This window comes from Bifidobacterium sp. 7101 (assembly GCF_000499285.1).
Taxonomy (GTDB): domain Bacteria; phylum Actinomycetota; class Actinomycetes; order Actinomycetales; family Bifidobacteriaceae; genus Bombiscardovia; species Bombiscardovia apis_A.
Map to the genome: position 1 here is coordinate 188198 of NZ_AWUN01000004.1, position 24096 is coordinate 212293.

Sequence of the window (24096 nt, forward strand, 5' to 3'; positions counted from 1 at the left end):
AACGACTGCCCTTAATGCCCTGAGTGCTCGATGGGCTTCCATCCTGGATTGGCGAAAATGGCCTGGAAGGAGATGGGCACATAGCTGAGCATGAAGATGGGGAAGCTCAGGCAGTAGGCAAAAAGCTCCTTGTTGGATGCGCCGATCTTGTCCCGCTCGGCCAGCACGGTCAGGGCAGCCAGGCCCATCATGGCCAGGAGGCCCAGAATCCCAGCTGCAATGCCATCGATCAGGGTGGTCACCTGGCTGGTCCAGGTCACAAAACCCAGAGCCGGGAAGAGCAGGCCGAAGAAGCAGCGGACCAGGCCCAAGACGGTCAAGGGGCAGATCAGGATGGTCAGGTCCACGGCTGAGAAGTCGCGTTCACGGAAGGCCCGGGAGATCAGGGCAGGCCCGTAATAGCGGAAGACCTGGAGGAAGCCCTTGCTCCAACGCAGCCGCTGTCGCCAGCTCTGCTTGAACGTGACCGGCTGCTCGTCATAGAGGATGGCGGTGCCGCAATAGCCGATGCGCTCGCCATGCAGAACCGAGTCCATGGTGAACTCCAGGTCCTCGGTCAGCAGATGGAACTTCCAGCCGTTGTTGCGCTCCATAACCTCCCGGGAGAACATGAACCCGGTGCCACCCACATGGCAGCTGGAGCCAATGACCATCCTTGAGGTGTTGAGAAACCGGGATTCGCGGATGAACCATAGAGCCGAGCCGGAGGAGACCCAGTTGTCCGAGAAGTTGACCGAGTTCCGGTAACTGGTCAGTATACGGAAACCGGACTGGAAGGCCTTGTTCATCTCTTCTATGTAATGACGGTCCAGGATGTTGTCCGCATCGAAGACGAAGTAGGCATCGTAACGGGAGTCAAGTCCCCGATCGAGTATCTGCTCCAGCAGGAAGGTCAGAGCATAACCCTTGCCCACCCGGTTTGGGTCCTGCCGCTCGACCACATGGCAGCCAAGAGATCTGGCCAGCCCAGCGGTATCGTCAGTGCAGTTGTCGGCCACCAGCCATATGTCGACCATGGAGAATGGATAGGTCTGCTCCTTGATGGAGTTGATCAGATGACCAACCACCTGCTCCTCGTTGCGGGCGGAAATAAGGACGGCGAACCGCTTGTCGAAGGGGGCATCGGGAAAGACCACCGGCTTGGAGACAAAGGAGATGACGATACAGATGGCCTGGTAGACGATGCCCACTCCGCCCAGCAGCAGCATCAGAACATCCAACACCTTAAGCAGGGCCATCAGCGCCACTCCTTGCGGGGGTTGTCCTCCCCCTCGGAGGCCTCGTCCCCGGTCTCGGCACCCTTGAGCGGCCTGTGCTTTACCGGCGCCGAGGCGGACTTGGGTATGGGCACCGTAGCCGACTCGTCCAGGTCCTTGGCCGTCGGTGAGGATGCCGGGTAGAGCTGGCTGGCAATGGTCATGACAGGGTCTTCCACTCGGACCCTGGCGCTGGTCCCCTTGGCGGACCGGCTGCCCACATGGCTGGCCACCGGCTGGACCACGTGCTCGTTGAAGGCCTCAACACCCTCGACCACCTTGGACTTGCCTACCGGCTTGGGATCCTGCATGAGTGGGGAGTCGATCAGCTCGTAATGCTTGACCGAAGCCGAGAAGATGGCCTGGAAGCTGGCCGCCAAAGGCAGGGCCAGGAAGGCTCCCAGGGCGCCGAAGACCGCCCCCAGTGCCAGTACGGAGAGGAAGGCGATGGCCGGGTTGAGGTCCATGGTCCGCTGGGAGATCTTGGGGGCCAGGATCATGTTTTCGATCTGCTGGTAGATGATGATGTAGACCAGCACAATAACAGCCATCAGCAGTCCGCGGCTCCCCCAGGCCACCACTATGGGAACGGCCCCGCCTATGTAGGTGCCGATGGTGGGCACGAACTGGGACACCAGCCCGCAGAATAGGGCCAACGGCAGCCAGTAGGGCACCTTGAGGATGACCAGGAAGACCGACATGCAGGCCGCGGAGATGAGCGCCAGGATGGTCCTGCTGAACAGGAAGCTGGAGATCTGGTCCTGGGCGATGGTCCAGACGAAAAGGAAGCGGCGTTGGCTCCTGGGGGCCAACCACTGACAGAGACTGCGGCGCAACTTGGGGCCTGCAGCCGAGATGTAATAGATGACCAGCAGGACGGTCATGATATTGATGAAGGACCCTGCCAGCCCCACGGTGGTGGTCAAGGCCTGTCCGGCGAAGTCCGTCACCCAGGATGTCTGGATGTTCTTAACGATCTCCCCACCCAGATCCTGCATGGCCGGCAGGTGCCAGGGGGTGCGGTTGGCGATGAATTCCGCCACCTGCTCATAGAGGGCCGGCAAGCCGTTGGCCATGCCGATGACCTGCTGGACCAGCAGATTGCCGAACATTCCCAGGAGGACAATCACAATGATGATCAGTCCTATTAGGGTGACCGCTGAGGCCGCTCCCCGCCGCCAGCCATGCTTGACCAGCCTGAGCACCAGGGGCTCCATGGCCAGGGAGACGAAGATGGCGATCACCACGTCCAGCACCAGGAATTCGATCTTCCACCAGGAGGAGTAGGCGAACCAGGCCAGGAAGACGGCTATGACCACGTAGAGTAGGGCGCGGCCGAACCATTCCGGAGGTCGGCGCGGATCCCCCTTGGGCGGGAAGACCGTCGCGAAGTCGAAGCGCTGCTTTTGCTCGTTGGCCATATGTTCCATTATCCCAAGATGGCTGACATGGCGGGCTATGGGACTCAGGTTGAGCCGACAGTGTATCCGGGCACACGTATCCTGAAGGGTATGTTGACCGTTTCCATAGTCATACCCGCCTGGAATGAGGAAGAACGCATTGAAGACTGCCTCCTGAACGCCACCAGGCAGAGCCAGGCACCCAAAGAGGTGCTGGTAGTCGACAACCACTCCACGGACGCAACGGCCTCCATCGTCCAGCAATTCATCGACCAGCACCCTGACCAGCATGTCAAGCTCCTCCATCAGGACAGTGAACAAGGGCTGATCCCCACCCGCAATTACGGACTTGACCGGGCCACCGGCGACGTGCTGGGCCGAATCGACGCCGACTGCATGCTCCGTCCCAACTGGGTCGAGGTGGTCTCCGGCATCTTCACCCGGGACCCCAAAGCCATGGGCGCCACCGGTCCAGTGGCCTACTACGACATGCCGGGCAAGCGAATAGGACTCAAGGGCGACAACACCATCCGCCGGGCCATCTACCGGGCGGATGACGGGCAATACCTGCTTTACGGTTCCAACATGGCCCTGCGCGCCACGGCCTGGCGGGCCATACGCAACCAGGTCTGCAGGGACAAGGAGGACATCATGCACGAGGATGTCGATATCTCCCTGCACCTGATCGACCAGGGATTCAAGACGGTCTACTGCAAGGACATGAACGTGGGCATCAGCGCCCGCCGGATGGACACCTCCTTCACATCCTTCCGCCACTACATGCAGCGCTTCAAGAACACCTTCGATGCCCACCCGCAGCACACCCGGGAGCAGAAGCCCGAGCACACCCTCTACGCCATCTACCCCATCCTGCGAGCCTTCTACCCCGTTTACCAGAAGTACCTGGAATCCGCAGACATCAACCCTGCGGAACGTGTCTGGATCCGCGAACAGATGGAGCTCTTCCACCGGCGCGACCAGGAGCTGGATCAGGAGGACCACTGACCAGCGGACGGCACACCAGGCTTGCCTGGTCCATAGGGGGCGGGTATCATGGGCACGTTCGCCCCCGTCGTCTAACGGTTAGGACACCAGACTTTCAATCTGACAGCGAGAGTTCGACTCTCTCCGGGGGTACAAGTCACAGAGCCGGAAATGGCTGAATATCGCCGCAGCAGGCTCGGACAAAATTCAGTGCAAAACCAGAATCGGGCCGTTTAGAGCTCTATCAAGCTAAAATAGTGCACACTTTAGTACACACGTATAACTCGCCTTGGAGGGAAATTCCCTAGCAAAATGACGACTTCCTTGTTTGAATTTCTGTAGCTTTGCTTGGTGTAGTCTGCGAGCATGCGAAAGCAATCAAACCTGTTGCCATCCGTAGGCCAGCCTGAATCGTCCTCGCCAGCCATTAGCAACGCCTGCATCTGATGGGCGCTTACCGGAGGGAATCCAAAGCCGGATATAACCGACGGAACCGGTTGTAACCGACATCGTACACATGACGGTTTGCGTCGTCGGGTGAATAGACCCGTCCAACAAGGTTCGCTTCCACCAACTCCTCCAAGGCCTGCAGATCGGGCCGGGAAGACGAGCCGGTCTGTTTACCAACAGAGACCAGCTCGGCCAAGGCCACTGCAGGCATGAGATGGGCATCATCAAGCACCTGAACGGGCGCGTCAAGGATATCCGCCAGCATCTGGCACCAATGGGGCTCACGGGTGCCGCCACCAATCAAGGTGACGCGTTCGATAGGCGTGCCCATCAGGTCGAGCCCCTGGCGAATCGAATAGGACACGCCCTCCAGCGCCGCTCGGGCAAGGTCACAGGCATCGGTCTCGGAAGAAATACCGATATAGGCTCCGCGAATCGAGGGGTTCATCATCGGGAAGCGCTCCCCCACCAAATAGGGCAGGCAAATCACACCACGCGCTCCTGCAGGGCTGGATTCCAACAAGTGTCCCATTCGTCGATAGGGGTCGCCGTCACCCTCGGTCGGACTGCCCCCCGCGAAGACTCCGGTGGCCCAAGCATGCACATTGCCGGCATTGAGGAATGGCACCGTGTTGATGATGCTGTCTGTGCCCAGATAGGCCAGGTTGACCATCCCAGGGCGGTCAGTTACAGCTCGGTCTGTCACTGTGGCGATCCACCCGGATGTGCCCAGGTTGATATTGAACTGACCAGGATGGAATACCCCGCCAGCCAAGGTGGATGCCCCAGCATCCCCCATTCCCGCATAGACTGTGGTTCCCGGAGCAAACCCCGTGGCAGCGGATGCGCCTGGCGTGCTGGTGCCGACGCTCTCCCAAGGCCAGTAAAGTTCCGGGAAGATCGCAGCATCCACGCCTGCTGCCTCCAGAATGTCCCTTCTCCACTTACGCGAGCGCAGATCCATGGCGCCTGCCGTCGAACAGGCCGTCACATCGCCGCAGTAGACACCGGTCAGCCACCAAATCAGATAATCCTTGGCATCGATGAGCACATGGCGAACCTGCGCATACCGGTCGGGCTGATGCCTGGACATCCACATCAGCTTGGCTACAGACAGGGACCCATCGCACGGATTCCCCACTCGGGCGTGGAAGGACTCAGTCCCATAGATTTCAGTCAGCTCAACAGACTCCTCTTCGGCCCTGCCATCCGCGTACAGAATCGCTGGTCCGACGGGCTGGCCCTGCGCATCCAGGGCGATCAGGTCCTGCATCTGCCCACTCATGATGATGCCGGTGACCTGGTCGCTCTTGAAGTGCTCGATGCTCCGCCCGGCCCTGGCCAAAAGGTCACGGGACACCTCGATAAAGGCCTGTAGCCAATCCTCGGGATTCTGCTCGATACGCCCGTCACCCGTGTCAATCGGCAGAAGACCGCTGGACGCGCACTCTCTTGCAGAGCCCTGGCCATCCACAAGAACGGCCTTGACCTGCGTGGTCCCCACGTCGAATGCGGCTGTATAGGTCATACCGGTCATCCTAGGCCTTCCCAGCCGCTCCGAGGCTGACATGATCCCGTATGTGGACTGACGCAGTTACCCCTGGGCCCCTGACCAGTCCACCACTGCTTCGACATTGTTCCCGTCCGGATCCAAGACGAAAGCCGAGTAGTACTTGGGATGATAATCTCGCAGCCCTGGGGCACCATTATCACGGCCACCGGCAGCGAGCGCCTCCCTGTAGAAGGCATCCACCGTTGCAGCATCGGCGGCCCTGAAGGCTATGTGGGTCACCGGCGAGCCAGTCCCGTCCTCACTCGGCGTCAGATAAAAGTCCGAGTGGGCCCCGTCATCCTCTGCACCGAACCCAATGGTGGGCTCGTGGTGGGCCTTGGCCACGTACCCCAATGGCGCCAGGGCCTTGCTATAGAAATCGATGGAAGCCTGGATGTCACGGACCTTCAGCGTCAGATGATCAATCATGCCCGTAATTCTAGGTGAATCATCAAGCAACAATGGCAAACCGCCCAGAATGATCCTTCCCTCGTACCGCTCGATGCCGAGGATAACCAAGCGCAGACCTCAAGGCTGTGTTTCAGATGTACTGGCCGCCGGGCAGATGCATGAAGTCCTCCACCTTGTTCCATTTGACCGGGTATCCTGCTCCGTGGGCGCAGAAAACCGAATCAGGGGTGTTCTCCAGGTCGGACTCGGGGTCATAGCCGATGGAATCCACCACGGCATTTTGGTCCCGGCAGGGACGATACCCGTTGAAAAAACAGGTCAGATGCCCGCAACCGTGGCTATAGGCACTGACCTCCATGGCATAATCACGCATCTGCGATACCGGTGCATCCCCCTCCAGCTCGACAACATCCCCGTCTGCCTGTGGCTCCGCAAAGTTACCCTTCATCCGATAAATATCTGACATGGCCCTGCCAAGATTCGCCTGGGGAACGGTGAGTCTGAAATGGTACCAGGGCTCCAGAAGTATACTGTGCGCCTTCATCAGCCCCTGCCGGACGGCCCGGTAGGTGGCCTGGCGGAAGTCCCCGCCTTCGGTGTGCTTGATGTGCCCGCGCCCATCCAACAAGGTTATGCACATATCGGTGATGGGCGACCCTGTCAGAACCCCCAGATGCTCTTTCTCCGCCAGGTGGGTCATGATAAGCCGCTGCCAGTTCCCGTCAAGGCGGTCCAAACTGCAGGTCGACGCGAAACTGAGGCCCCTGCCCGGCTCCGTGGGTTCCAGGAGCAGATGGACTTCGGCATAGTGGCGGAGGGGCTCAAAATGCCCGACCCCTTCAACCGGAGCAGCTATGGTCTCCCTGTATAGGATCCCGCCCTGACTGAAGGAGACCTGCATGCCGAACCGCCGCTCCAGCTCCTCCTGAATCACCTCCAACTGAACCTGGCCCATGATACGCAGGTGAATCTCCTGGAGCCGTTCCTGCCAGGCCACATGCAGGAGGGGATCCTCATCCTCCAGGATGCGCAAGGCGCTCAACAGGCGGTGCGGGTCCACCCCTTCGGCCTCGACTGCATAGGATAACACCGGCTCCAGCACAGGAGTCAGATCCTTCCGCTCGCACCCAAGCCCCTGCCCCGGACGTGTCAGGTCAAGGCCGGTTGCTGCCACGATGCTTCCGGCCTGGGCGCAGTCCGTCAAGGTATAGGAAGCTCCCGAGTAGACACGAAGCTGATCAACCGTCTCCCTGGTCTCAACGTGCCCGTTCTTCTCCATATCTCCGGCTGTCCCGTACGCCTTAACAACGGAACCCGATGCTTTGCTGGCTTCATCTCCATGACGGAGTTCGGTAGCCAAAGAGGATTTGACCGGCAGGGCGCCACCGGTCACCTTGAGCCAGGTCAACCTGGCACCCTTGTCATCATGCGATATTTTAAATACTCTTGCCCCGAACTGTTTGCCGTACACCGGCGAAAGGGTGTACCGCTCCAGCCCCTCAAGGAGAGCGTCGACCCCGTCCAGACGCAGGGCAGATCCAAGGAAACAGGGGAAGAGACAGCGGTCGGCAACCAACCTCGCCAGGCTCTCATCCGATATGCCCTGAGCCTTGAGGTACTCATCTATGACGTCCTCGCCAAGCAGGGCCACATCCTCCATATCGCCATACTCAAGTCCACGGCTCAAATCGATGCAGCCCGGAGACCAGCGTTGCCTGCAGCTTTCAAGGATGCGGGCGGCATCAGCACCAGGGGAATCCAACTTGTTGACGAAAATGAAAGTGGGTACCTCGTAGCGTGTCAGAAGCCGCCAAAGTGTATCGACATACCCTTCCAATCCAGCGGTTGCATCGACGACCAGAAGAGCATAATCCAAGACCGACAGGACCCGCTCCATCTCGGCTGAGAAATCCACATGGCCGGGTGTATCGATGAGGGTCAGATCGACATCACGATAGGTCAGCCGGGCTGGCTTGGAGAAAATGGTGATGCCACGTTGACGCTCCAGATCGTTGGTGTCCAGATAGGCATCGCCATGGTCCACCCTGCCCAGACGGCGAATTTCCCCGCCCTGGTAGAGCATGGCCTCCGAGAGCGTGGTCTTGCCGGCATCGACATGCGCCAGCATCCCCACCACTATCCTCTTGGCCATGCCTTGCTCCTTGACCGATTCAATCCGCGCTCCGGCCTACACATTACCCGGCCAGATGCCCAGGAAGGACTTCGACCCGAACACGTTCACGGATGACCATGCCATCCTTGTCCATACGAAAAGTCAAGGTCCAACGGCCTGGTCGGCTGGGCCGCCAAGTCAGCCAGCCGTTTTCACAACGCGCCCCATCAGGCGGATCCTCCAAATAGATCCGGCATGCATGAGCAGCTTCAGGCTGAGCTGGATCGCGTGCGGGCACTTCCATGGTCAGCGTCTCGCCAAGAGCGACCTTGCAGTCCTTGATCGGCAGAAAGTATGGTGGATGAACTCTTGCCAAAAAGCGTTTGCAGCCTGCATTCTTATAGCAGTACCCCGAAGCCGCATCCGCCACGGTCGGATACGGATACTGATGGTCCGGAGGCGTGCCGGGTTCCGGAGATGTAAGTCTGACAGTCTGAATCTGGATTCCAGATGGCACGCAGAACCTGTTGACCCGGGTTGCGCGAAAGGGCTCATCGGGCAGGCACTCAAATCCGGTCCGCCGTTTGCATCGAGCCTCGACCAGGACCAGACTGGGCATGTCCCCACTGCTATGCAGCCCTTTTAGCTTCCCGCCTTCCACATCGTCGAGCACTATGGGTGCCCGCCCGTCGGGCGCATCAGTAGACAGGTCGATGCCTTCCATCACCAGGTCATCGACATGACGCGCATAGAGCCCGTAGGCCGGCAGGATGCCGAATTGGACAGGCTCGGGGTAATCCCGCACTCCCTCAGGCACATTGAAAGGATCGTCCTGCCAAGTCTCGCCTTGCGGATTCCATCGCACCCTGGGCAGCAGCATCGCATCATCACCATGTGGCTCGACCATCCAATGGATTCGTTGCTCGACAGGCGGCCAATCAGTTTCAGCGCATTTCCAATGCGTATCGAAGCACCGCTGCTCAACAGCATCCCGCATGCTCAACCCGCCGCGAAATCGTACGCTCAAATCCTTGAGCCGAATATTCTCCAGACGGCCATCCAAGCATCCGGCAAGAATGATCGGGTATCTGGGTTCAACATCGATGGCATGCAGGTGGCTCACGCTGATGCCCACTGCACGAGCGCACCGGGCCGCGCCGATGGCATTGCCCATTTCGGCTGCGTCCTGCTGCGTAAGGACCCGATCCATACCGGGAAGATAGGCCTCGGCCGAGCTGTCGTATCGCCAAGGGTGCCTGGCGCCATGGGCATCAACCCACCAATTGGCTGAATTCAAGCGTATCGGATCCCGCTGATCCACCACGCGCAGCCGGTTGCCGTCAGACATGGTCACTTGCTGAAACCGATGTGCAGGGGCATACCGACGTACAAGGTACCTGTCATACCCAGGCCTGTCAGGCAGAACCCAGTTGGTATCATCCAGCCTGATCCGTCCGTCATCGCTCACGCGCTCATCCCGATGTCGGCCAGTGACCGGGAAACGTGCCCTATCACCCGTACGAATAAACAGCGGACACGTTACATCGGCCATATCCACGTCTTCAACACGCACATCACGCACGTCCGACCCATCGGTGGCCTCGATGGCCAGGCCGAAACAGTGTCGGAAAACAACCTTTCGAACAGTTACACGCTCATAGCCACAGGTCGCCTCTGTCCCCAGCTTGATCCTGCCGATAGGCCCAATGCCAGGATGGCAGGAGACCCGGTCCACCGACGGAAGCCCGTTGAGAACCGAACCTAGGTCGTAACCCGAAACCTGGCAGTTCTCGATAAGTATATTGCGTGAAGGGGCGAACCGGCCCGACGCATATGAGGCTTTGACCACGATGGCATCATCATGGGGCGAGTTGACGCGACACCCGCGAACGGTGATATCCTCCACAGAATCCAAATCGATGCCATCACGGTTGGTGTCTATGGTCAGCCCTTCCACAAGCAGGTTCCGGCAACCGGTAGCGATGACAGCGAAGTGGCCGCCTGCTAGTATCTCAAAGCCGCTGAGCGTGACATCCTGACAGTCTCGCAAAGCAATGGCTTTGTTGCCAAACCATTCACCATCATGACCATGGCTGTTGCGCAGGGCAGGAAGTGCCGGGTCCGCATATGTGAGAGCTTGGCGACGGATTCCGTTCGCATCCGTCCAAGAACCATCGATCCTGCCCGGACCGTCAATAGAGACCCCGTGAATATGTTCGCCCAGAATCAGGCTGTTGCGCAGATAGGAATGCGCATGATCCTGCAAACCCACATAGCGATTGATCTCAGGCTCGTCATAGTTGCCGCCTTGGCCCCGCTGTCGAAACGACTCGCCCTGCACATCACAGACACCGTGTCGAATATCCGTACGGGCGGCTGCCAGGACAGCACCTTTCTCCAGGTGGATGCGGATGCCGCTGCGCAGATGTACTGAGTAGAGCAGAAAGCGCCCCGGAGGCACAATCACCATGCCCTGCCTCCTACTCGATGCAGCGAGAAGCGCCCGATTGAATGCACGCGTATTGGTGCCCGGATCAGCATCAGGGGAGGCTCCGTAGTCAAGCACGGAACAGCCGGACGACCCTGCGGATGGGCCATCCGGCACAGACAAACCCTGGCAGCCATTGGCAATGGGTATGTGATACACGTGGCTCTCCTCGAGGAATCAAACCGATGTACTCACAGCGACAGATTACCCACCGCCGAACATGACGATCACCGAATTGCCAACGATTGCCATGACCTGGCGACAATTTTCAGAATCGGCCAAGGGCAGGTTGAAATATCGAGGATGTCTGGTTTCATCCAGAGGCGACCACCTGGTAGGTCAGGTCGTGGATGGTCCTACCGGCCTGCATGCCCTTGCGCTCGAAATTGGTCACAATACGGCCCTCAAATCGATTTGACTCGATGAAGTCCCCGTGGGGCATCTCTTCGGCCAGTGCGGCAGTCCCTTTGCCTACATGGCCCAAAGGCAGCCTAACCCTTCTATCGCCTAAATTGCACAGACCCGGATGGCCATCCAGTACTTCATGCACATGCAAAGCGTAGTCATCGATGTCCGTAGCTATCCGCCAAAGTCCTCCCTCGTGCAGGCATAGCACCACCGCGTCGGCCAGGGCTGGCTGAATCAGCCGACGCTTGTGATGCTTGGTCTTGGGCCAGGGATCCGGAAAGAAGGTCCAGAGTTCGTCGACCAGGTTCACAGCCAGGTGCTCCAGCAGGTCTGGGGCATTGACCTGGGCCAGCCTCAGGTTGGTAAGCCCATCCTTGCCTGCCATGAGCATGGTGTGGGCCAGGCCGGGACGGTAGACCTCCAAGGCAAGGTAGTTGCGTTCAGGATGGCTGCGGGCAGCAGCCACGATGTTCTCGCCCTGACCGGATCCGATTTCGATGGTCAGCGGCGCTCGTCGCCCCCAGATTCGATCAACCGCTTCCTGATCCAGTTGCAGATTCTGAGCCACCGACAGAGGGGATCCTTCCCCAGGCAAATCCAGCATGTAGAGTGCGGAATAACGCTGCCAAGCAGCTTCCAGGCGGGGACTGAGCCTGCCGGAGCGCAGGACGTAAGAGACGATGGTCCTACGGTTGGATTTCTGTGGTTGCTCAGTATTTTTCACCCTTCATGTATATCCTAAATGTGGCAGCTCCATGGCCTGTGGCGCGTTTGTTTCCGTGATATACTCAAATTGAAACAAAAAAGAACATTTATACTCAAAATTGAACATGATCGCGTCTGCGGTCTTCAGAGAAAGGCGAGGAAAATGGCCATTCTGGTGACAGGAGGGTGCGGATATATCGGCGCCCATGTGGTCCACGCCCTGCAGGAGGCAGGCAAGGAGGTCGTCGTGGTTGACGACCTCAGCTATGGCAAACCCAGCCGGATCGGCGATGCCCGTCTTTATGGCGCTGACGTGGCCGCGCCGGGGGCCGACCAGCGTCTGGCTGAGATCATCAAGGCAAACAAGGTCGACTCGGTCATCCACTTCGCCGCCCGCAAGCAGGTGGGCGAGTCCGTGGAGAAGCCCATCTGGTACTACCAGCAGAACCTGAACGGCATGATCAACGTCCTATCCGCCATGGCAAAGACCGACGCCAAGAAGCTGGTCTTCTCCAGCTCGGCCGCAACCTACGGCGAGCCCCCGGTCGATGTGGTCCCCGAGGACGTGCAGCCCATGGTCCCCATCAACCCTTACGGCCAGACCAAGCTGGTCGGCGAGTGGATGGCCCGGGCCTGCGAGCAGCCTTACGGCATCCGCTTCTGCGCCCTGCGCTACTTCAACGTGGCCGGCTGCGGACCGGTCAGTCTGGAGGACCCGGCGGTCCTCAACCTGATTCCCATGCTCTTCGACAGACTGCGGCAGGGCAAGGCGCCAGCCATCTTCGGTGACGACTACCCCACCCCTGACGGCACCTGCGTACGTGACTACATCCACGTCTCCGACCTGGCCGACGCTCACATCGCCGCCCTGGACTATCTTGACCGCGACCAGCGCCGCTACGATGCCTTCAACGTGGGTACAGGCCAGGGCACATCCGTTCGCCAGATTGTGGACGAGGTCAAGAAGGTGACTGGTCTGCCCTTCACCGAAGCCATCAAGCCCCGCCGTGCCGGAGACCCGCCGCACCTGATCGGCGACCCCACCCGGATCAACACCGAGATGGGCTGGCATGCCAAGTATGGCGTCGAAGAGATCGTCGAATCAGCATGGAAGGCCTGGCAGGCCAACCCTGCCCACCACATCGACACCGATGGCTGGCAGCAGCAGGACTAGGCAGCGACGCGCCGGGGCTTGCATTCCTCCGGCGCTCATGTAAACTTTCCTCTTGGCTGTTCGAGCAGCCTCGGCTCCGTAGCTCAGTTGGTTAGAGCGCCGCCCTGTCACGGCGGAGGTCACCGGTTCAAGTCCGGCCGGAGTCGCTGGGAATGGTCTGACCCGGTTTGTCCGGGTCTTTTCGACTGTTCATGGCTCTGTAGCTCAGTTGGTAGAGCGAGCGACTGAAAATCGCTAGGTCAACGGTTCGATCCCGCTCGGAGCCACCAGCCATTAAGCCCCTGAGATTCATAGGAATCCAGGGGCTTAATTGATATTTGCATTCATCTATCGTTCAGGACAGCTGACGCACTACCCAGTCGACGATGTATGGCGCAGTGTGCTCGATCTGATCGATGGCCACCTCGAACTCACGGGGGCCGCCATACCAGGGGTCCACCAGATCGATTTGGCTCTCACGGCCCGGCGCTGGCTTGGGCAGATCCGGGTCGAAGCTACGGTACAGGTGAACGGCCGATTGCTTGCCTGAGGGCAGCAGACGCAGCAGGGCGCGCATATGGTCGGCCGTCATGGGCAGCAGCAGGTCGGCGTCTTCGGCCTCCTCCCGGGTGATTCGGTGGGCGAAGTGGTCAGCCGGCACCTCATAGCCCCGCTCGCGCAGCACCTTCTGGGCACGCCGATCTATGGGGTTGCCGAACTCCTCGTCGCTGACGCCGCTGGATTCCACTCTGACCTGGTCCTCATCCAGTCCGCGATCTCGGAAGAACTTGCGCAGGATGACCTCAGCCATGGGTGACCGGCAGATGTTGCCAGTGCAGACGGTCATGACGTGGTAGGGACCCAGTGAGGCCTTTCCTTCAGAATCCTGGCCCATCAACGCACCTTCCCATACGTGATGTACCGGAAACGCCTGATGGCCGCCGCCTGGTCCGGTTTGGCAGGAGTCATCCACTGGGTCTTGTCGCGCACCTGCCAGAATCGCTTGCTGACCAGCTCCTCCATATCGGGCACAAAGACATCAGCCTGAGTCTGCAGGTCCAGGTCGGTCACGTAGGCCGCATCTGCCAGCGGAAAGAAGGTGCTGAAGACCCCCGCGCCGCCGATGACCCAGATTTCACTGCGATCCATCCCATCGTCGGGAATGGCTTCCTGCCTGGCCAGCTCCAGAGCATCGTCGGCTGCAGATACCACAGTGGCGCCTGGCGCATGGAACCCCGGGTCGCTGGAGAGAATGATGTTGTCCCTCTTGGGCAGGGGCCGCTCCCCCATGGAGATCCAGGTCCGCCGCCCCATGATGACAGGATGAGATACGGTCAACTCCTTGAAATGCCGCATGTCCTCGCTCAGATGCCAGGGCAGCGCATTGTGGTAACCGATGGCGCCGCGCCGACCGTCAGTGGCCTGCGCCTGCGCCCAGATCATATTCACCGATGAGCGGCGGCCTATCTCTTCTTCCTGATGCCGCCATTCCTCATCGCCTAGAAGCCCGGCCTGACCGGGCTCGGGTTCGTGATAGCCGCTGCGACTATTGTCATGCTCCATCTGTTGTGTTCACTCCTCATAGTGAGTAGATATACGAGTACATTCTAATCTTCGGATTCGACGGTGCCCGTATTCGGCTCAGCGCACCATCAGACCGCCACCGGGGCCTTGATGGCGGGATGGCACTGATAGTCCACCACCTCGAAGTCTTCGTACCGGTAGGAGAAGATGGAATCGGCCTTGCGAATGCGCATGGTCGGGTAGGGATAGGGCTTGCGCGACAGCTGCTCCAGAACCTGCTCCACATGGTTGTCATAGATATGGCAGTCGCCACCGGTCCAGACGAACTCCCCCGGCTCAAGATCGGCCTGCTGGGCCATCATCAGGGTCAGCAGGGCGTAGGAGGCAATGTTGAAGGGCACCCCCAGGAACATGTCGCAGGAGCGCTGATAGAGCTGGCAGCTCAGCCTGCCGTCGGCCACATAGAACTGGAAGAGCGCATGACAGGGCGGCAGGGCCATGCTGTCAACCTGGGCTGGATTCCAAGCAGTGACGATCATTCGACGGGAATCCGGGTGGGTGCGTATCAGATCCAGCACCTTGGCGATCTGATCGATGGTGCGATGAGGGTCCTCTGGGGTCGGAGCTGGCCAGCTGCGCCACTGGACCCCATAGACCGGGCCCAGATCCCCGGTCTCCGGGTCGGCCCACTCGTCCCAGATATGCACGCGGTTCTCCTGCAGCCAACGCACATTCTGTGACCCTTTCAGAAACCAAAGCAGCTCGTAGGCGATGCCACGGAAGTAAACCTTCTTGGTAGTGATCAGCGGGAAGGAATGCGACAGGTCGAAGCGCATCTGCCGTCCGAACAGGGATATGGTCCCAGTTCCCGTCCTGTCGGACTTCAGAGTTCCCTCGCGCAGGATGGTGCGCACCAGGTCCTCATAAGGAGTGGGAATGTCCGAGTCGGGACGCTCGGGGATACGTGTACGGATACGCTGCAGTTCTTCGGAAGTCAAGGCCATGCGGCCATACTATCAAGTCCTCGGTAAGCTGAGCGCGCCCCTGTGACGAATCGCAAAGTCCGGGTTAGATTGGAGGAGTAGGTCCGGCCACAGGGTCGGATCCGGATGACGCACCCGGCCGGGTGTGGACAAGGAGGAACAGATGGGCAAGAGACTTTGGGTCGAACGCGACAAGGATGGCACCTGGAACGCCTATGGCGACAACGGTGCCCACATCACCTTCGGCAAGGGCGAGGATCAGTTCAACCCCGGCGACCTGATGAAGATCGCTCTGGCCGCCTGTGGAGCCCTCTCCAGCCAATTCGCCGTGGAGAGCGCCCTGGGCAAGGGCAAGGGGGCGAAAATCGTGGTGGACGGCACCTATGACGCCGACGATGACGCCTACCTGAGTTTCGACGAGCAGGTGGACGTCGATGCCACCTCGGCCAGGCTGGCCCAGGATGATGCAGACAAGCTGGAGGAGCGGGTACGCCGCCATATCGCCAAGTCCTGCACCGTGGCACACACCTACCAGCGGGAGACCCCAGTCAGGATCTCCGTCAAGGTTCGACACTGAACCAACAACGATAAAGGAGAGGGGACCCCTAGGTTCATGGAACTCCGTGGGCCCCCGCTCCCTGCCCTTACTCCTTGTGTTCGGGGTCGATGGTTGACTCCAGGTCAGCCAGCTGCTCGGGCTTGGCCGAATCCACAGAAACCTGCTCCACACCGGTGATCTCAGCCACGTCGGTGGTTTCAGCCGCCTCTGCAGCAGCTTTGAGCCCGGACTCCTCGGCCTCCACGTACTTGCGCGGCACCACGTAGACGGGGCTAACGGCATGCTGCAGGAGACCCTGGCTGGTCGATCCCAGCAGGAGCCCAGTGAAGCCGCCGCGACCACGCGAGCCGACCACGACCACATCATGGGTCTTACTGGCCTGTGTCAGGGCTTCAACAGCCGATCCCGGCACCACGGTCTTATTGATGCGCAGATCGGGATAGGTCTTCATGAGCGGTTCGATTCGGGTATTGAGGTCATCCAGGTAGGAGTCCATGACGCTGCGCTCCTCGGACGAACCCGTACCGGTCAGTCCGGAGATATTGGGTACTGCCGACATGACATCCAGCTCAGCATTCCAGCTGTCAGCGAAGGCGGCGGCGATCTGCAGGGCCTTAAGCCCCCACTTGGACTCGTCAGAACCCACGGCAACCCGCTTGATGTCGTTACTCAGATGCATCAGGTTGCCGTCGTCGTCGGTGTAAGGAACGACCACAATAGGACAGTAGGCATAGGCGGGCAGGCTGGAGCTGGTGGTGCCCAGCAGGCGCTCAGCCAGGCCGCCCTTGCCCCGATTCCCGATGACAATCAGCCGGTAGTTGCGGCTCAGCTCCACGAAGACCGATGAAGGATCCCCTGTCACAATCAGCGTGGCTGCCCCTACACCTTGCTCATCGGCGATGGCCTTGGCCTTGGAGAGAATCTCCTGGGCGTCGTTGTGAGCCGCAACGTCGTCTCCCATGGTGGTGTATGTCGCGTCGAAGGAGACGGCCGCATACGAGGGAAGAGAATATGCGCAGACGATTTGCAGGGTCAACCCTGCATGCTTAGCGTAGTTGGCGGCCCACCACGCCGCCTTGTAGCTGGCGTCCGAGCCATCGACGCCTACCAGAACAGCCTTGTCGTTGCTCATCCGACGACCTCCTTTAAACTTGGCGATGACAAACCGACATCGCTCTTTCTGTCAGAATATCGCATGCAGTCCTTATCAATAAGTTAGCAGGGGCCAACACGCGAGGAACTTCGACTCTGAATATGCAAAACGCCCCCGTAGGGGCGTTGAGCCTGCACAACAACTATGCCTTAGACCAGACGACGATACTCGAAATCCCGATAAAGCTTCTGAACTGTTACGGTCCGACCGGGACGCGGGGCATGAATCATGCGGCCACCGCCGACATAAATGCCCACATGGCTACCATCAGAGGTCACCAGCAAGTCACCAGGAGCAGGATCCGTGACCGGTACACCCACTGAACGTTGCGCATCGGCCGTGCGTGGCAGGCTGATACCGAAGTGGGCGAACACATACTGGGTGAATCCAGAGCAGTCGAAGCCCGTGGCTGGATCGGTCCCGCCATACACATAAGGAATCCCCTGGAACTGAAGGGCGTAGTTGACCACATCTGCACCCGTGCCGGAGACCGGTGCATCCGTAACCGTGTTGGTGGTGCTGGCACGAGCAGCCGAACGACTGACCTGCTGCGCGGACTGACGCCGACTGGCTGCAGCCTGGGCCTGTTCTTGGGCCTGCTCTTGAGCCTGCTGGGCCCTGGCTTCAGCATCCTTCTCGGCCTGGGACTTGGTGGCAGGAACGTTCAAAGACTCAATGCCACCCCAGCTGCTGTCCTTTTCGACGGTGGTAGCCGTCGACTCGGTCAATAGGTCGGCACGCACCTTGCTGCCGGGAGTGAATGAACGCGACGAAGTAACTACGGCTTCACTGCCGTCACTGGCCTGGGCCACGGCGGGTATACCGATGGAGAGCATGCCACAGATTGTGGCAGCTGCCATCATGCTCACATACTTGCGTGTTTTTTTCATCGGTCACAATTCTATCACGTATTAGGAACAAGAATGAACTAGCCAAGAATCAGTAGTGGATGTAGTTGAAAGCGTGCACATTGGACAAGGTGCGGGAGTAGGTCTTTCCGTTCATGACGGCACCGCACTCCGAGGTGACAATGGAGCCGTCGGGGTTGATCTTCTCAACGATGGCCACGTGGCCGTAGGTGGAATCCGAACCCTCCTGGCCAGCCTGGAAGACCACGATGTCGCCGACATTGCGCGGCGTATTGTCCACCCAATAGCCCAGGGAGCGGGCAGAGCCGGACCAATCCTTGGCATTGCCCATGTGTGAGCCCACCGGCAGACCCAGCTGGTGACGCCGGACGTAGGCCCACCAGGTGCACTGGCTGAACTCATAGACATTGCCAGCATCTCCAGTGGCATGGTTGGGGTTGAACCCTGAAGGCAGAACCGATCGATTGGCATCCATCAGCACAGCCACGACCGGATTGTTGGCCAGGGATTTGGACATCTGTCCGGCATCGAGTTCGGATTCACCCAGCTCCCAGCTGCCCTCGTTACGTTGTGAGGCCGTCGGCAGGGGCTGACGGTAATCAGAGCGGGAGACCCTTGCACCACCATTTGAGTCAGAGGAGCCAGCAGAGGATGAAGGGGTGACCAAATTGATGGCGACACTGTCAGCCAAGGGCAGGGACCAATCCCCGCGAGCCTGACTGACCGCCATAGAGGAAGCGGCAGCACCGACCAGGACAGTCAGGGCCGAACCGGTCATGATATGGGAGCGACGGGCTGAGGCTTTTGCCGCCAGACGGATGGAACGACGGGTCCGAGGGGCCGCCTGGTTCAGCTTGGCCGCCAGAGCATCATCAAGACCCTCAATGGCCGCTGCCTGGGGTACGCCTGAAGATCGGCCGGTCGACCAACTGCCGACACCTGCGCCTCGCCTGGCAGAAGCCCTGTGCGCAGCATGCTTCATCTAGAATCACTCCCGTTTATGTTCCGACGCGACTTTCGTGCCGTATCACGAACCATCACAAGGGAACACCATAACGCAAGCGAGAACCCAGACCAAATGACCTGAATTGTCCATACTGGTGTACTCAAGCATGGCTTCGGTGGTCGCTCATCTTCGACAACCACGGAATACGCTAGGATTATACGGACATGAGGCGGACATGAGCAAACCGGCATGCGTGCCGTCGGACACGGCGTGTTCCTCGGTTTTGAACCCTGCCTGGTCCACCCTGAGCGAACCAGGCTCATGCGAGGTCAGACCGGGGTTGAAGCCAAAAGGAAGGACCCGCCGGCCTCGTCGAAATCTTGGGGCATGGTGATGTCGACACGACCATCCTCGGAGGGAATGAAGAGGGCCTGTCCCTGGTCCAGTACACAGGACTGGCCAGCAGCCGCACAACGGATCCGACCATCAGTGCAGACGATGATGCGCGGTCCTCTGCGGGGGATCATCAGGTGACGAGGCCCAAGACGCTCTATCAGATCTCCATAGCGCTGCTGAAGCCTGTTGAGCAAGGGCCAGGTGGCGCCACCCTCCTCCACATGTCCGTAGACCAGCATGTATTCGTTGATCTTGGGCCGGTAGGTCACCATATTGTGCATGATCAGGGTGGCGATCATGGAGCTGGATGGATCGATAGGAGCCGAAGGCTGGCAGTCCAGGCTGTGCAGGAGGTTGGGTATATCCCGATGCTTGGGTGTCATGCCGGCCCTGAGCACGTTGTCGGAGTTGGTCATGATCTCTGCCGCAGTGCCATGGATGTATGCGTGAGGAGTCCCGGCGGGAATATAGACCGAATCACCTTCCTCCAGGTCCACGGGATTGAGCATAAGCAAGCAGAGCACGGCGGGGTCACCCGGAAAGGCCCGGGCGGCACACAGGGCATGGTCCAGCACGGCTTCCGCCCGCCTGGACCGCAGCCGCATGGCAGCAGCCTCCAAGGCTTCCTCCAGGCCTCGGGCCGCCTCCGGCTCGGCAGTCACGGCAGCGTGGAAGGCCCGGAAGATACGTCGGCGGGAGTCGGGCCAAATCAAGGAGGAGACCGGCATCATGGCATCAGCAGAGGCGAAGCGGGCCGGAGGAACACCCAGGTGGAAGGTGCGGGCAGTCAGTGCTTCAGCCATCAGCTCGGCCAGAGGATGATCCACGGCGCGCAGGAGGGTCAGCTGCGTGGAGATGGTCGCGAAGCCTACACAGGCCTGGAAGGGCTCCAAGGCCACCACCATCTCGTTCTTGGCCAGACTGTCGTGAAAGGAGCGGCTGGGATCGTCGTCAGGCACCCCCAGGGCATTCTCACGGTTGAAACCGGCACGGGCCTCGAAATCCAGCGGATGCACCTGCAGGGACAGAGGAATACGGGCCGAGATTATCTTGAACAGGTAAGGAAGGGTGGGACCGAAGAGGCGGGAGTCACGCTCCCCCAGCATAGCCATGGGATTGCGGCGAATGGCCTCGGTCAGCGGCATGAGCGAGCCGTCTGGCAGCGTCAGAGGCGAGGGGGATTCGGTGTGCCCGCTGAACCACATTTCCGCCAAGGTATCCCCCTGGCGTTCGACTGACTCATGCAGATGGAACATGCGCTGCAGTCGGTCATGTGAGCCCCAGGCGTAGTGCTTCTCCACAGCTTGGATCGGATACACGCACTCCCCTTTCCACGGGAAATCCCTCCATGGGCCGGTGCATACGAACCCACCAATCCCCGTCATGATAAGACAAGGGCCGAAGCATGGGCAAGGCGAGGGGGTCGCAGCATGTCATTGCGAACGGTACAGTGGGGGTATGAAGCTGGCTCCCATTTTCGACCCGGATGCCCGCAGGCCATCGCCACGGCCCGTGCAGGTGGACCTGCGACGCATCTTCCTACTCGGCACTGGCGCCTGGATTCTGGCGCTGGTTGTGGTGGGCATTCTGGCCCTGACCGGAATGACGGTCACCAAGCCTTTGATCGTCTGCCTGTCCGGGGTTGGCGTGGGCATCCTGCTGATGATCTGGGAGCATTTCAATCGCTGGGATTATCGTCGCCTTGCCCAGCAACCGGACCCTGAGCCAGAGGAAGCATCAGCGTAAATGTGCTCCCCTCTCCAGGCGCGCTCCAGACCGTGACCGAGCCATGGTGGGTCAGGGCAACATGCTTGACGATGGCCAACCCTAGGCCGATGCCAACGGCGGTCTCCTCATTCTGATTGTCGGCGCGGTAGAAACGCTCGAAGATCCTGTCCTGGTCCGTCTTGGATATGCCTCGGCCGTGGTCGACCACCCTGATGATTCCGTAGTTCCCGTCCTTGGAGGCCTGTGCCACCAGGGAAACGGTAGAGCCCGAAGGCGAATAGGAGATAGCATTCTCCACCAGCTTGGCTAGAGCCACTCTGATCTGCTGCCCGTCGCCATGAATAGTCAGCGGCCGGTCGCATCGCCATCGCAGGGTCACATGGGCCTGGTCGGCTCTATCCTGCTCATCCTGTACCACTGCACGAATCTGCTCAGCCACGTCAAGCACATTCTCCCTGCTGGGTTTGATCCGCTCCTGAGCCCGGATCAGCAGAAGGAGATCCTTGAGCACATGCCCCAGATAAGCACTGTAGCGCTGGACCGAGGAAGCATCCTTGGAGACACTGCGCAGGTGGCTGCGAAGAAGTTCTGGGTCATCACCCTCCAGGTGGGAGGTGTTTTTGAGCTGTGCCGCCAGCTCCTCCAGGGCCTGGACCGGCTTGAGCATCTGCTCGGATACGTTGGTCATGAAGGCGTCCCTGGTCCGAACGAACCTGACCGAATCGCTCACATCATCGATAAGCACCACCACCAAGGACTGGTCGATGCGACCCAGGGTGACCTTGAGCCAGTTCCTTCTGGACACTGCCTGGGCCTGAACACGGGTCGCGTCCCCAGGATCCTCGGCCTCGTCAATATCCCAGTCATCGGATTCCGTGCTCTCAGCTGCGGCATCCAGAGCGAATTCGGTAGGCGTTCGCGTGATCAGATTAAAACTGCGTCGACCGCCCGAACGCCGTACCTGCCCGATGGCTTCGATGATCTTCGGATTTGAGATCTCGTCGTTGCTGACGATTCCCAGCCTGTAGGCATCCGGGCTGGAGCGGACAACCTCGTCATCGCCATCAACCACAACCGTGGCGGCGGGGATAAGCGCCAGCAAGGCCTGGGTCGAGCCCTCCAAAGCCTCGCCATCGGCCTGTTCACCATCCTTGCTCCGGTTGCCCATAAGGCTGCGTAGGCGGTCCATGAACCGTCTCATAAGGACTTCCCTCCAGTCCGGCGCCGACCCCAGACGCTACGACATCAACCAAGTCTCATCGGCAGTTCCGGCTTTATTCTCGCATATCCGACATCGATTGCCGCTCCTATGGCCCGACATTCTTCGGTTCTGACTTTTTCTTGCCACCTTGGTCACATAGACTGGAGTCATATCGTTGACCAAGGCCGAAAGGGAAGAACAATGCGCGTGATTTTCAACGAGGAGCTGGGGCTGGTGGCCGACGATCTCGATCGGATGGCCGCCAAGGTTCGCGATGCCATCAAAAAAGCCGGGCGTTCCCTGATGGACAGCGACGTAGAGACCGCCCAGGAAGTCATTGACGGGGATGCCGATATAGACAACCTCCAGGCCAGCATCATCGACCAATGCATCAGGCTCTTGGCCAAGCAGAGCCCCGTGGCCACTGATCTGCGGGTGGTGGTCTCCACGCTGAGTCTGTCAGCCACCTTCGAACGCATGGGAGACCTGGCCAGGCACATCGCCGAGACGGCAAGGCGCTCCTACCCCGAACCGACCCTGCCAGACGAGGTCATCCCCCTGTTCAAACAGATGCAGGACTTTCTGGACGTCATGGCCGATCGTCTGGTCGAGATGCTCTCCGACAGGGACACGACCATAGCCGAGCAGATCATCGTCAGCGATGACCAGATGGACAAGCTCCACCAGCAGACATTCGGCTATGCCCTCTCAGACGACTGGAAGGGAACAAGGCAGCAGCTGATCGACCTGGTCCTGGTGGCACGTTTCATGGAGCGTCTGGGAGACCATGGCGTCTCGGCGGCCCGGCGCGTGGTCTATATCGTCTCGGGCTTCGACCCATCCAAGGACCCCAAGGATCTCGACCTCGATTTGGACTGAACAGACAGCAGAGGGGCGCGGCCCGTCACCTGATAGTTGGTCGGATGACGGTCCTTTTTTACTCCCCCAACCACCAAGAATAAATACCAAAGGTGGTGCCTTCCACAAAGGGAGAAGACACCACCTCAATAACTTTGGATGCTCTGTATCCAAAGTCCGATTCACATCATCAGATGGATCTGGGGCTCACTTCTGACCCTGGGCCGCCACAGCAGCAGCACCGGCTGCGGCTGCCTCCGGATCCAGGTACTCGCCGCGAGGCTTGATGGGCTTGAAGTTCTCGTCCAGCTCGTAGACCAGGGGGATGGCCGTGGGGATGTTGACCTTGGCGATCTCGTCCTCGGTCAGGTTGTCGAGCATCTTGACGATGGCCCTCAGGGAGTTGCCGTGGGCGGCAATCAGAACGGTCTTGCCGGTCTTGAGCTCCGGGACAATGTCGCTCTCCCAGTAAGGGGTGACGCGCTTGACGACGTTGGCCAGCGCCTCGGCGCGGGGCACAGGGGCTCCGGCATACCGGGGATCGTGGGACTGCGAGTATTCGTCGTCAGGGTCGATCGCGGGCGGCGGGGTGGCATAGGAGCGACGCCAGAGCATAAACTTCTCGTCGCCGTACTTCTCGCGGATCTCGGTCTTGTTCTTGCCTTGCAGGGCTCCGTAGTGACGCTCGTTCAGCCTCCAGTCGCGCTTGACAGGGATCCAAAGACGGTCGGCCTCGTCCAGGGCGATGTTGGCGGTGTTGATGGCGCGGCGCAGCAGTGAGGTGAAGACGATGTCCGGCAGAACACCCTTATCCTTGAGCAGCTTGCCTCCCTTACGGGCCTCCTGCTCGCCCTGCTCGGTCAGCGGGACGTCCACCCAGCCGGTGAACTGATTGGTGTTGTTCCATGCGCTCTGGCCGTGCCTGAGCAATACTAGTTTGTAGGTCATAGTGAAAATTC

Annotated in this window: 21 protein-coding genes and 3 tRNA genes; 8 read left to right on the top strand and 16 right to left on the bottom strand. The window is 59.8% G+C overall.

Annotation, left to right across the window (positions count from 1 at the left end; translation table 11 throughout):
- Positions 1-11 precede the first annotated feature (11 nt).
- The gene (locus P272_RS0106475; RefSeq protein WP_029678729.1) at positions 12-1238 is read right to left on the bottom strand and encodes a glycosyltransferase family 2 protein; all 1227 of its coding nucleotides are present in this window, start codon (positions 1236-1238) and stop codon (positions 12-14) included.
- Positions 1238-2677: an AI-2E family transporter gene (locus P272_RS0106480; RefSeq protein ID WP_029678730.1), complete on the bottom strand. Its 1440-nt coding sequence runs from the start codon at positions 2675-2677 to the stop codon at positions 1238-1240. Before P272_RS0106480 ends, P272_RS0106475 begins: the two co-directional genes overlap by 1 nt.
- A 90-nt stretch (positions 2678-2767) precedes the next feature.
- Here P272_RS0106480 and P272_RS0106485 point away from each other — a divergent pair, with 90 nt between their 5' ends.
- Complete coding sequence (locus P272_RS0106485) at positions 2768-3661, top strand: glycosyltransferase (protein WP_029678731.1); 894 nt, start codon at positions 2768-2770, stop codon at positions 3659-3661.
- Positions 3662-3721: 60 nt separating this feature from the next.
- Positions 3722-3793 (top strand) — tRNA-Glu (locus P272_RS0106490).
- A 301-nt stretch (positions 3794-4094) separates the two neighbouring features.
- Here P272_RS0106490 and P272_RS0106495 read toward each other — a convergent pair.
- The 5 genes from P272_RS0106495 to trmB all read right to left on the bottom strand — a co-directional run bounded on the left by P272_RS0106495 (position 4095) and on the right by trmB (position 11786).
- On the bottom strand, positions 4095-5627 hold the full coding sequence (locus tag P272_RS0106495) for a xylulokinase (protein WP_081709084.1): 1533 nt from the start codon (positions 5625-5627) through the stop codon (positions 4095-4097).
- A gap of 57 nt (positions 5628-5684) precedes the next feature.
- Entirely contained in the window at positions 5685-6071 is a 387-nt protein-coding gene (locus P272_RS0106500; RefSeq protein ID WP_029678733.1) for a VOC family protein, read from the bottom strand.
- Between the two features lie 112 nt (positions 6072-6183).
- Complete coding sequence (locus tag P272_RS0106505) at positions 6184-8205, bottom strand: elongation factor G (protein WP_029678734.1); 2022 nt, start codon at positions 8203-8205, stop codon at positions 6184-6186.
- A gap of 43 nt (positions 8206-8248) precedes the next feature.
- Complete coding sequence (locus P272_RS08915; RefSeq protein ID WP_052323224.1) at positions 8249-10636, bottom strand: glycoside hydrolase family 28 protein; 2388 nt, start codon at positions 10634-10636, stop codon at positions 8249-8251.
- A 331-nt stretch (positions 10637-10967) separates the two neighbouring features.
- A complete protein-coding gene (trmB, locus tag P272_RS0106515; protein WP_029678736.1) occupies positions 10968-11786 on the bottom strand; it encodes a tRNA (guanine(46)-N(7))-methyltransferase TrmB in 819 nt (272 codons plus the stop codon).
- 144 nt (positions 11787-11930) lie between these two features.
- On the opposite strand from trmB, the gene galE reads away from it, so the two are divergent.
- The 3 genes from galE (at position 11931) to P272_RS0106530 (ending at position 13210) form a co-directional block, all read left to right on the top strand.
- On the top strand, positions 11931-12941 hold the full coding sequence (gene galE, locus P272_RS0106520; RefSeq protein WP_029678737.1) for a UDP-glucose 4-epimerase GalE: 1011 nt from the start codon (positions 11931-11933) through the stop codon (positions 12939-12941).
- 72 nt (positions 12942-13013) lie between these two features.
- A tRNA-Asp gene (locus P272_RS0106525) sits at positions 13014-13087 on the top strand.
- A gap of 47 nt (positions 13088-13134) precedes the next feature.
- Positions 13135-13210 (top strand) — tRNA-Phe (locus P272_RS0106530).
- A 65-nt stretch (positions 13211-13275) separates the two neighbouring features.
- Here P272_RS0106530 and P272_RS0106535 read toward each other — a convergent pair.
- The 3 genes from P272_RS0106535 to P272_RS0106545 all read right to left on the bottom strand — a co-directional run bounded on the left by P272_RS0106535 (position 13276) and on the right by P272_RS0106545 (position 15448).
- Positions 13276-13815 carry a low molecular weight protein-tyrosine-phosphatase gene (locus P272_RS0106535; protein ID WP_044097857.1) on the bottom strand — a complete coding sequence of 180 codons (540 nt, stop codon included), beginning with the start codon at positions 13813-13815 and terminating at the stop codon, positions 13276-13278.
- On the bottom strand, positions 13815-14483 hold the full coding sequence (locus P272_RS0106540) for a dihydrofolate reductase (protein WP_029678740.1): 669 nt from the start codon (positions 14481-14483) through the stop codon (positions 13815-13817). Before P272_RS0106540 ends, P272_RS0106535 begins: the two co-directional genes overlap by 1 nt.
- An 89-nt stretch (positions 14484-14572) precedes the next feature.
- On the bottom strand, positions 14573-15448 hold the full coding sequence (locus P272_RS0106545) for a thymidylate synthase (protein WP_029678741.1): 876 nt from the start codon (positions 15446-15448) through the stop codon (positions 14573-14575).
- Between the two features lie 142 nt (positions 15449-15590).
- Between P272_RS0106545 and P272_RS0106550 the strand changes: the two genes are divergently transcribed.
- Complete coding sequence (locus P272_RS0106550; RefSeq protein ID WP_024626723.1) at positions 15591-16004, top strand: OsmC family protein; 414 nt, start codon at positions 15591-15593, stop codon at positions 16002-16004.
- Positions 16005-16071: 67 nt separating this feature from the next.
- On the opposite strand, the gene P272_RS0106555 is transcribed toward P272_RS0106550, so the two are convergent.
- From P272_RS0106555 to manA, 4 genes are all read right to left on the bottom strand, one after another.
- Complete coding sequence (locus P272_RS0106555; protein WP_029678743.1) at positions 16072-17118, bottom strand: universal stress protein; 1047 nt, start codon at positions 17116-17118, stop codon at positions 16072-16074.
- Positions 17119-17288: 170 nt separating this feature from the next.
- Complete coding sequence (locus P272_RS0106560) at positions 17289-18029, bottom strand: C40 family peptidase (protein ID WP_029678744.1); 741 nt, start codon at positions 18027-18029, stop codon at positions 17289-17291.
- A gap of 49 nt (positions 18030-18078) precedes the next feature.
- Positions 18079-18990, bottom strand: coding sequence for a CHAP domain-containing protein (locus P272_RS0106565; RefSeq protein WP_029678745.1), 912 nt, complete (start codon positions 18988-18990; stop codon positions 18079-18081).
- Between the two features lie 293 nt (positions 18991-19283).
- Positions 19284-20669 carry a mannose-6-phosphate isomerase, class I gene (gene manA / locus P272_RS0106570; RefSeq protein ID WP_029678746.1) on the bottom strand — a complete coding sequence of 462 codons (1386 nt, stop codon included), beginning with the start codon at positions 20667-20669 and terminating at the stop codon, positions 19284-19286.
- 139 nt (positions 20670-20808) lie between these two features.
- Here manA and P272_RS0106575 point away from each other — a divergent pair, with 139 nt between their 5' ends.
- The gene (locus tag P272_RS0106575) at positions 20809-21096 is read left to right on the top strand and encodes a hypothetical protein (RefSeq protein ID WP_029678747.1); all 288 of its coding nucleotides are present in this window, start codon (positions 20809-20811) and stop codon (positions 21094-21096) included.
- Here P272_RS0106575 and P272_RS0106580 read toward each other — a convergent pair.
- A complete protein-coding gene (locus P272_RS0106580) occupies positions 21029-22279 on the bottom strand; it encodes a sensor histidine kinase (protein WP_081709085.1) in 1251 nt (416 codons plus the stop codon). The two genes, P272_RS0106575 and P272_RS0106580, sit on opposite strands and share 68 nt — an antisense overlap.
- Positions 22280-22480: 201 nt before the next feature.
- On the opposite strand from P272_RS0106580, the gene phoU reads away from it, so the two are divergent.
- On the top strand, positions 22481-23158 hold the full coding sequence (gene phoU, locus P272_RS0106585) for a phosphate signaling complex protein PhoU (RefSeq protein ID WP_029678749.1): 678 nt from the start codon (positions 22481-22483) through the stop codon (positions 23156-23158).
- 186 nt (positions 23159-23344) lie between these two features.
- Here the strand turns inward: phoU and P272_RS0106590 are convergent, their stop codons facing one another.
- Positions 23345-24085 (bottom strand): phosphoglyceromutase, encoded by a 741-nt coding sequence (locus tag P272_RS0106590; RefSeq protein ID WP_029678751.1) that lies wholly within the window; start codon positions 24083-24085, stop codon positions 23345-23347.
- Positions 24086-24096 lie beyond the last annotated feature (11 nt).

What these genes read in the sequence shown, in the direction of transcription:
- P272_RS0106565 (WP_029678745.1), bottom strand. Translation starts at nt 18,990, where the DNA reads ATGAAGCATGCTGCGCACAGGGCTTCTGCCAGGCGAGGCGCAGGTGTC.
- P272_RS0106580 (WP_081709085.1), bottom strand. Translation starts at nt 22,279, where the DNA reads ATGAGACGGTTCATGGACCGCCTACGCAGCCTTATGGGCAACCGGAGC.
- P272_RS0106555 (WP_029678743.1), bottom strand. Translation starts at nt 17,118, where the DNA reads ATGAGCAACGACAAGGCTGTTCTGGTAGGCGTCGATGGCTCGGACGCC.
- P272_RS0106540 (WP_029678740.1), bottom strand. Translation starts at nt 14,483, where the DNA reads ATGGAGCATGACAATAGTCGCAGCGGCTATCACGAACCCGAGCCCGGT.
- P272_RS0106535 (WP_044097857.1), bottom strand. Translation starts at nt 13,815, where the DNA reads ATGGGCCAGGATTCTGAAGGAAAGGCCTCACTGGGTCCCTACCACGTC.
- P272_RS0106590 (WP_029678751.1), bottom strand. Translation starts at nt 24,085, where the DNA reads ATGACCTACAAACTAGTATTGCTCAGGCACGGCCAGAGCGCATGGAAC.
- P272_RS0106495 (WP_081709084.1), bottom strand. Translation starts at nt 5,627, where the DNA reads ATGACCGGTATGACCTATACAGCCGCATTCGACGTGGGGACCACGCAG.
- P272_RS0106575 (WP_029678747.1), top strand. Translation starts at nt 20,809, where the DNA reads ATGAAGCTGGCTCCCATTTTCGACCCGGATGCCCGCAGGCCATCGCCA.
- phoU (WP_029678749.1), top strand. Translation starts at nt 22,481, where the DNA reads ATGCGCGTGATTTTCAACGAGGAGCTGGGGCTGGTGGCCGACGATCTC.
- P272_RS0106545 (WP_029678741.1), bottom strand. Translation starts at nt 15,448, where the DNA reads ATGGCCTTGACTTCCGAAGAACTGCAGCGTATCCGTACACGTATCCCC.
- P272_RS0106550 (WP_024626723.1), top strand. Translation starts at nt 15,591, where the DNA reads ATGGGCAAGAGACTTTGGGTCGAACGCGACAAGGATGGCACCTGGAAC.
- galE (WP_029678737.1), top strand. Translation starts at nt 11,931, where the DNA reads ATGGCCATTCTGGTGACAGGAGGGTGCGGATATATCGGCGCCCATGTG.
- P272_RS0106560 (WP_029678744.1), bottom strand. Translation starts at nt 18,029, where the DNA reads ATGAAAAAAACACGCAAGTATGTGAGCATGATGGCAGCTGCCACAATC.
- P272_RS0106500 (WP_029678733.1), bottom strand. Translation starts at nt 6,071, where the DNA reads ATGATTGATCATCTGACGCTGAAGGTCCGTGACATCCAGGCTTCCATC.
- P272_RS0106480 (WP_029678730.1), bottom strand. Translation starts at nt 2,677, where the DNA reads ATGGCCAACGAGCAAAAGCAGCGCTTCGACTTCGCGACGGTCTTCCCG.
- P272_RS0106475 (WP_029678729.1), bottom strand. Translation starts at nt 1,238, where the DNA reads ATGGCCCTGCTTAAGGTGTTGGATGTTCTGATGCTGCTGCTGGGCGGA.
- P272_RS0106505 (WP_029678734.1), bottom strand. Translation starts at nt 8,205, where the DNA reads ATGGCCAAGAGGATAGTGGTGGGGATGCTGGCGCATGTCGATGCCGGC.
- P272_RS08915 (WP_052323224.1), bottom strand. Translation starts at nt 10,636, where the DNA reads ATGGTGATTGTGCCTCCGGGGCGCTTTCTGCTCTACTCAGTACATCTG.
- P272_RS0106485 (WP_029678731.1), top strand. Translation starts at nt 2,768, where the DNA reads ATGTTGACCGTTTCCATAGTCATACCCGCCTGGAATGAGGAAGAACGC.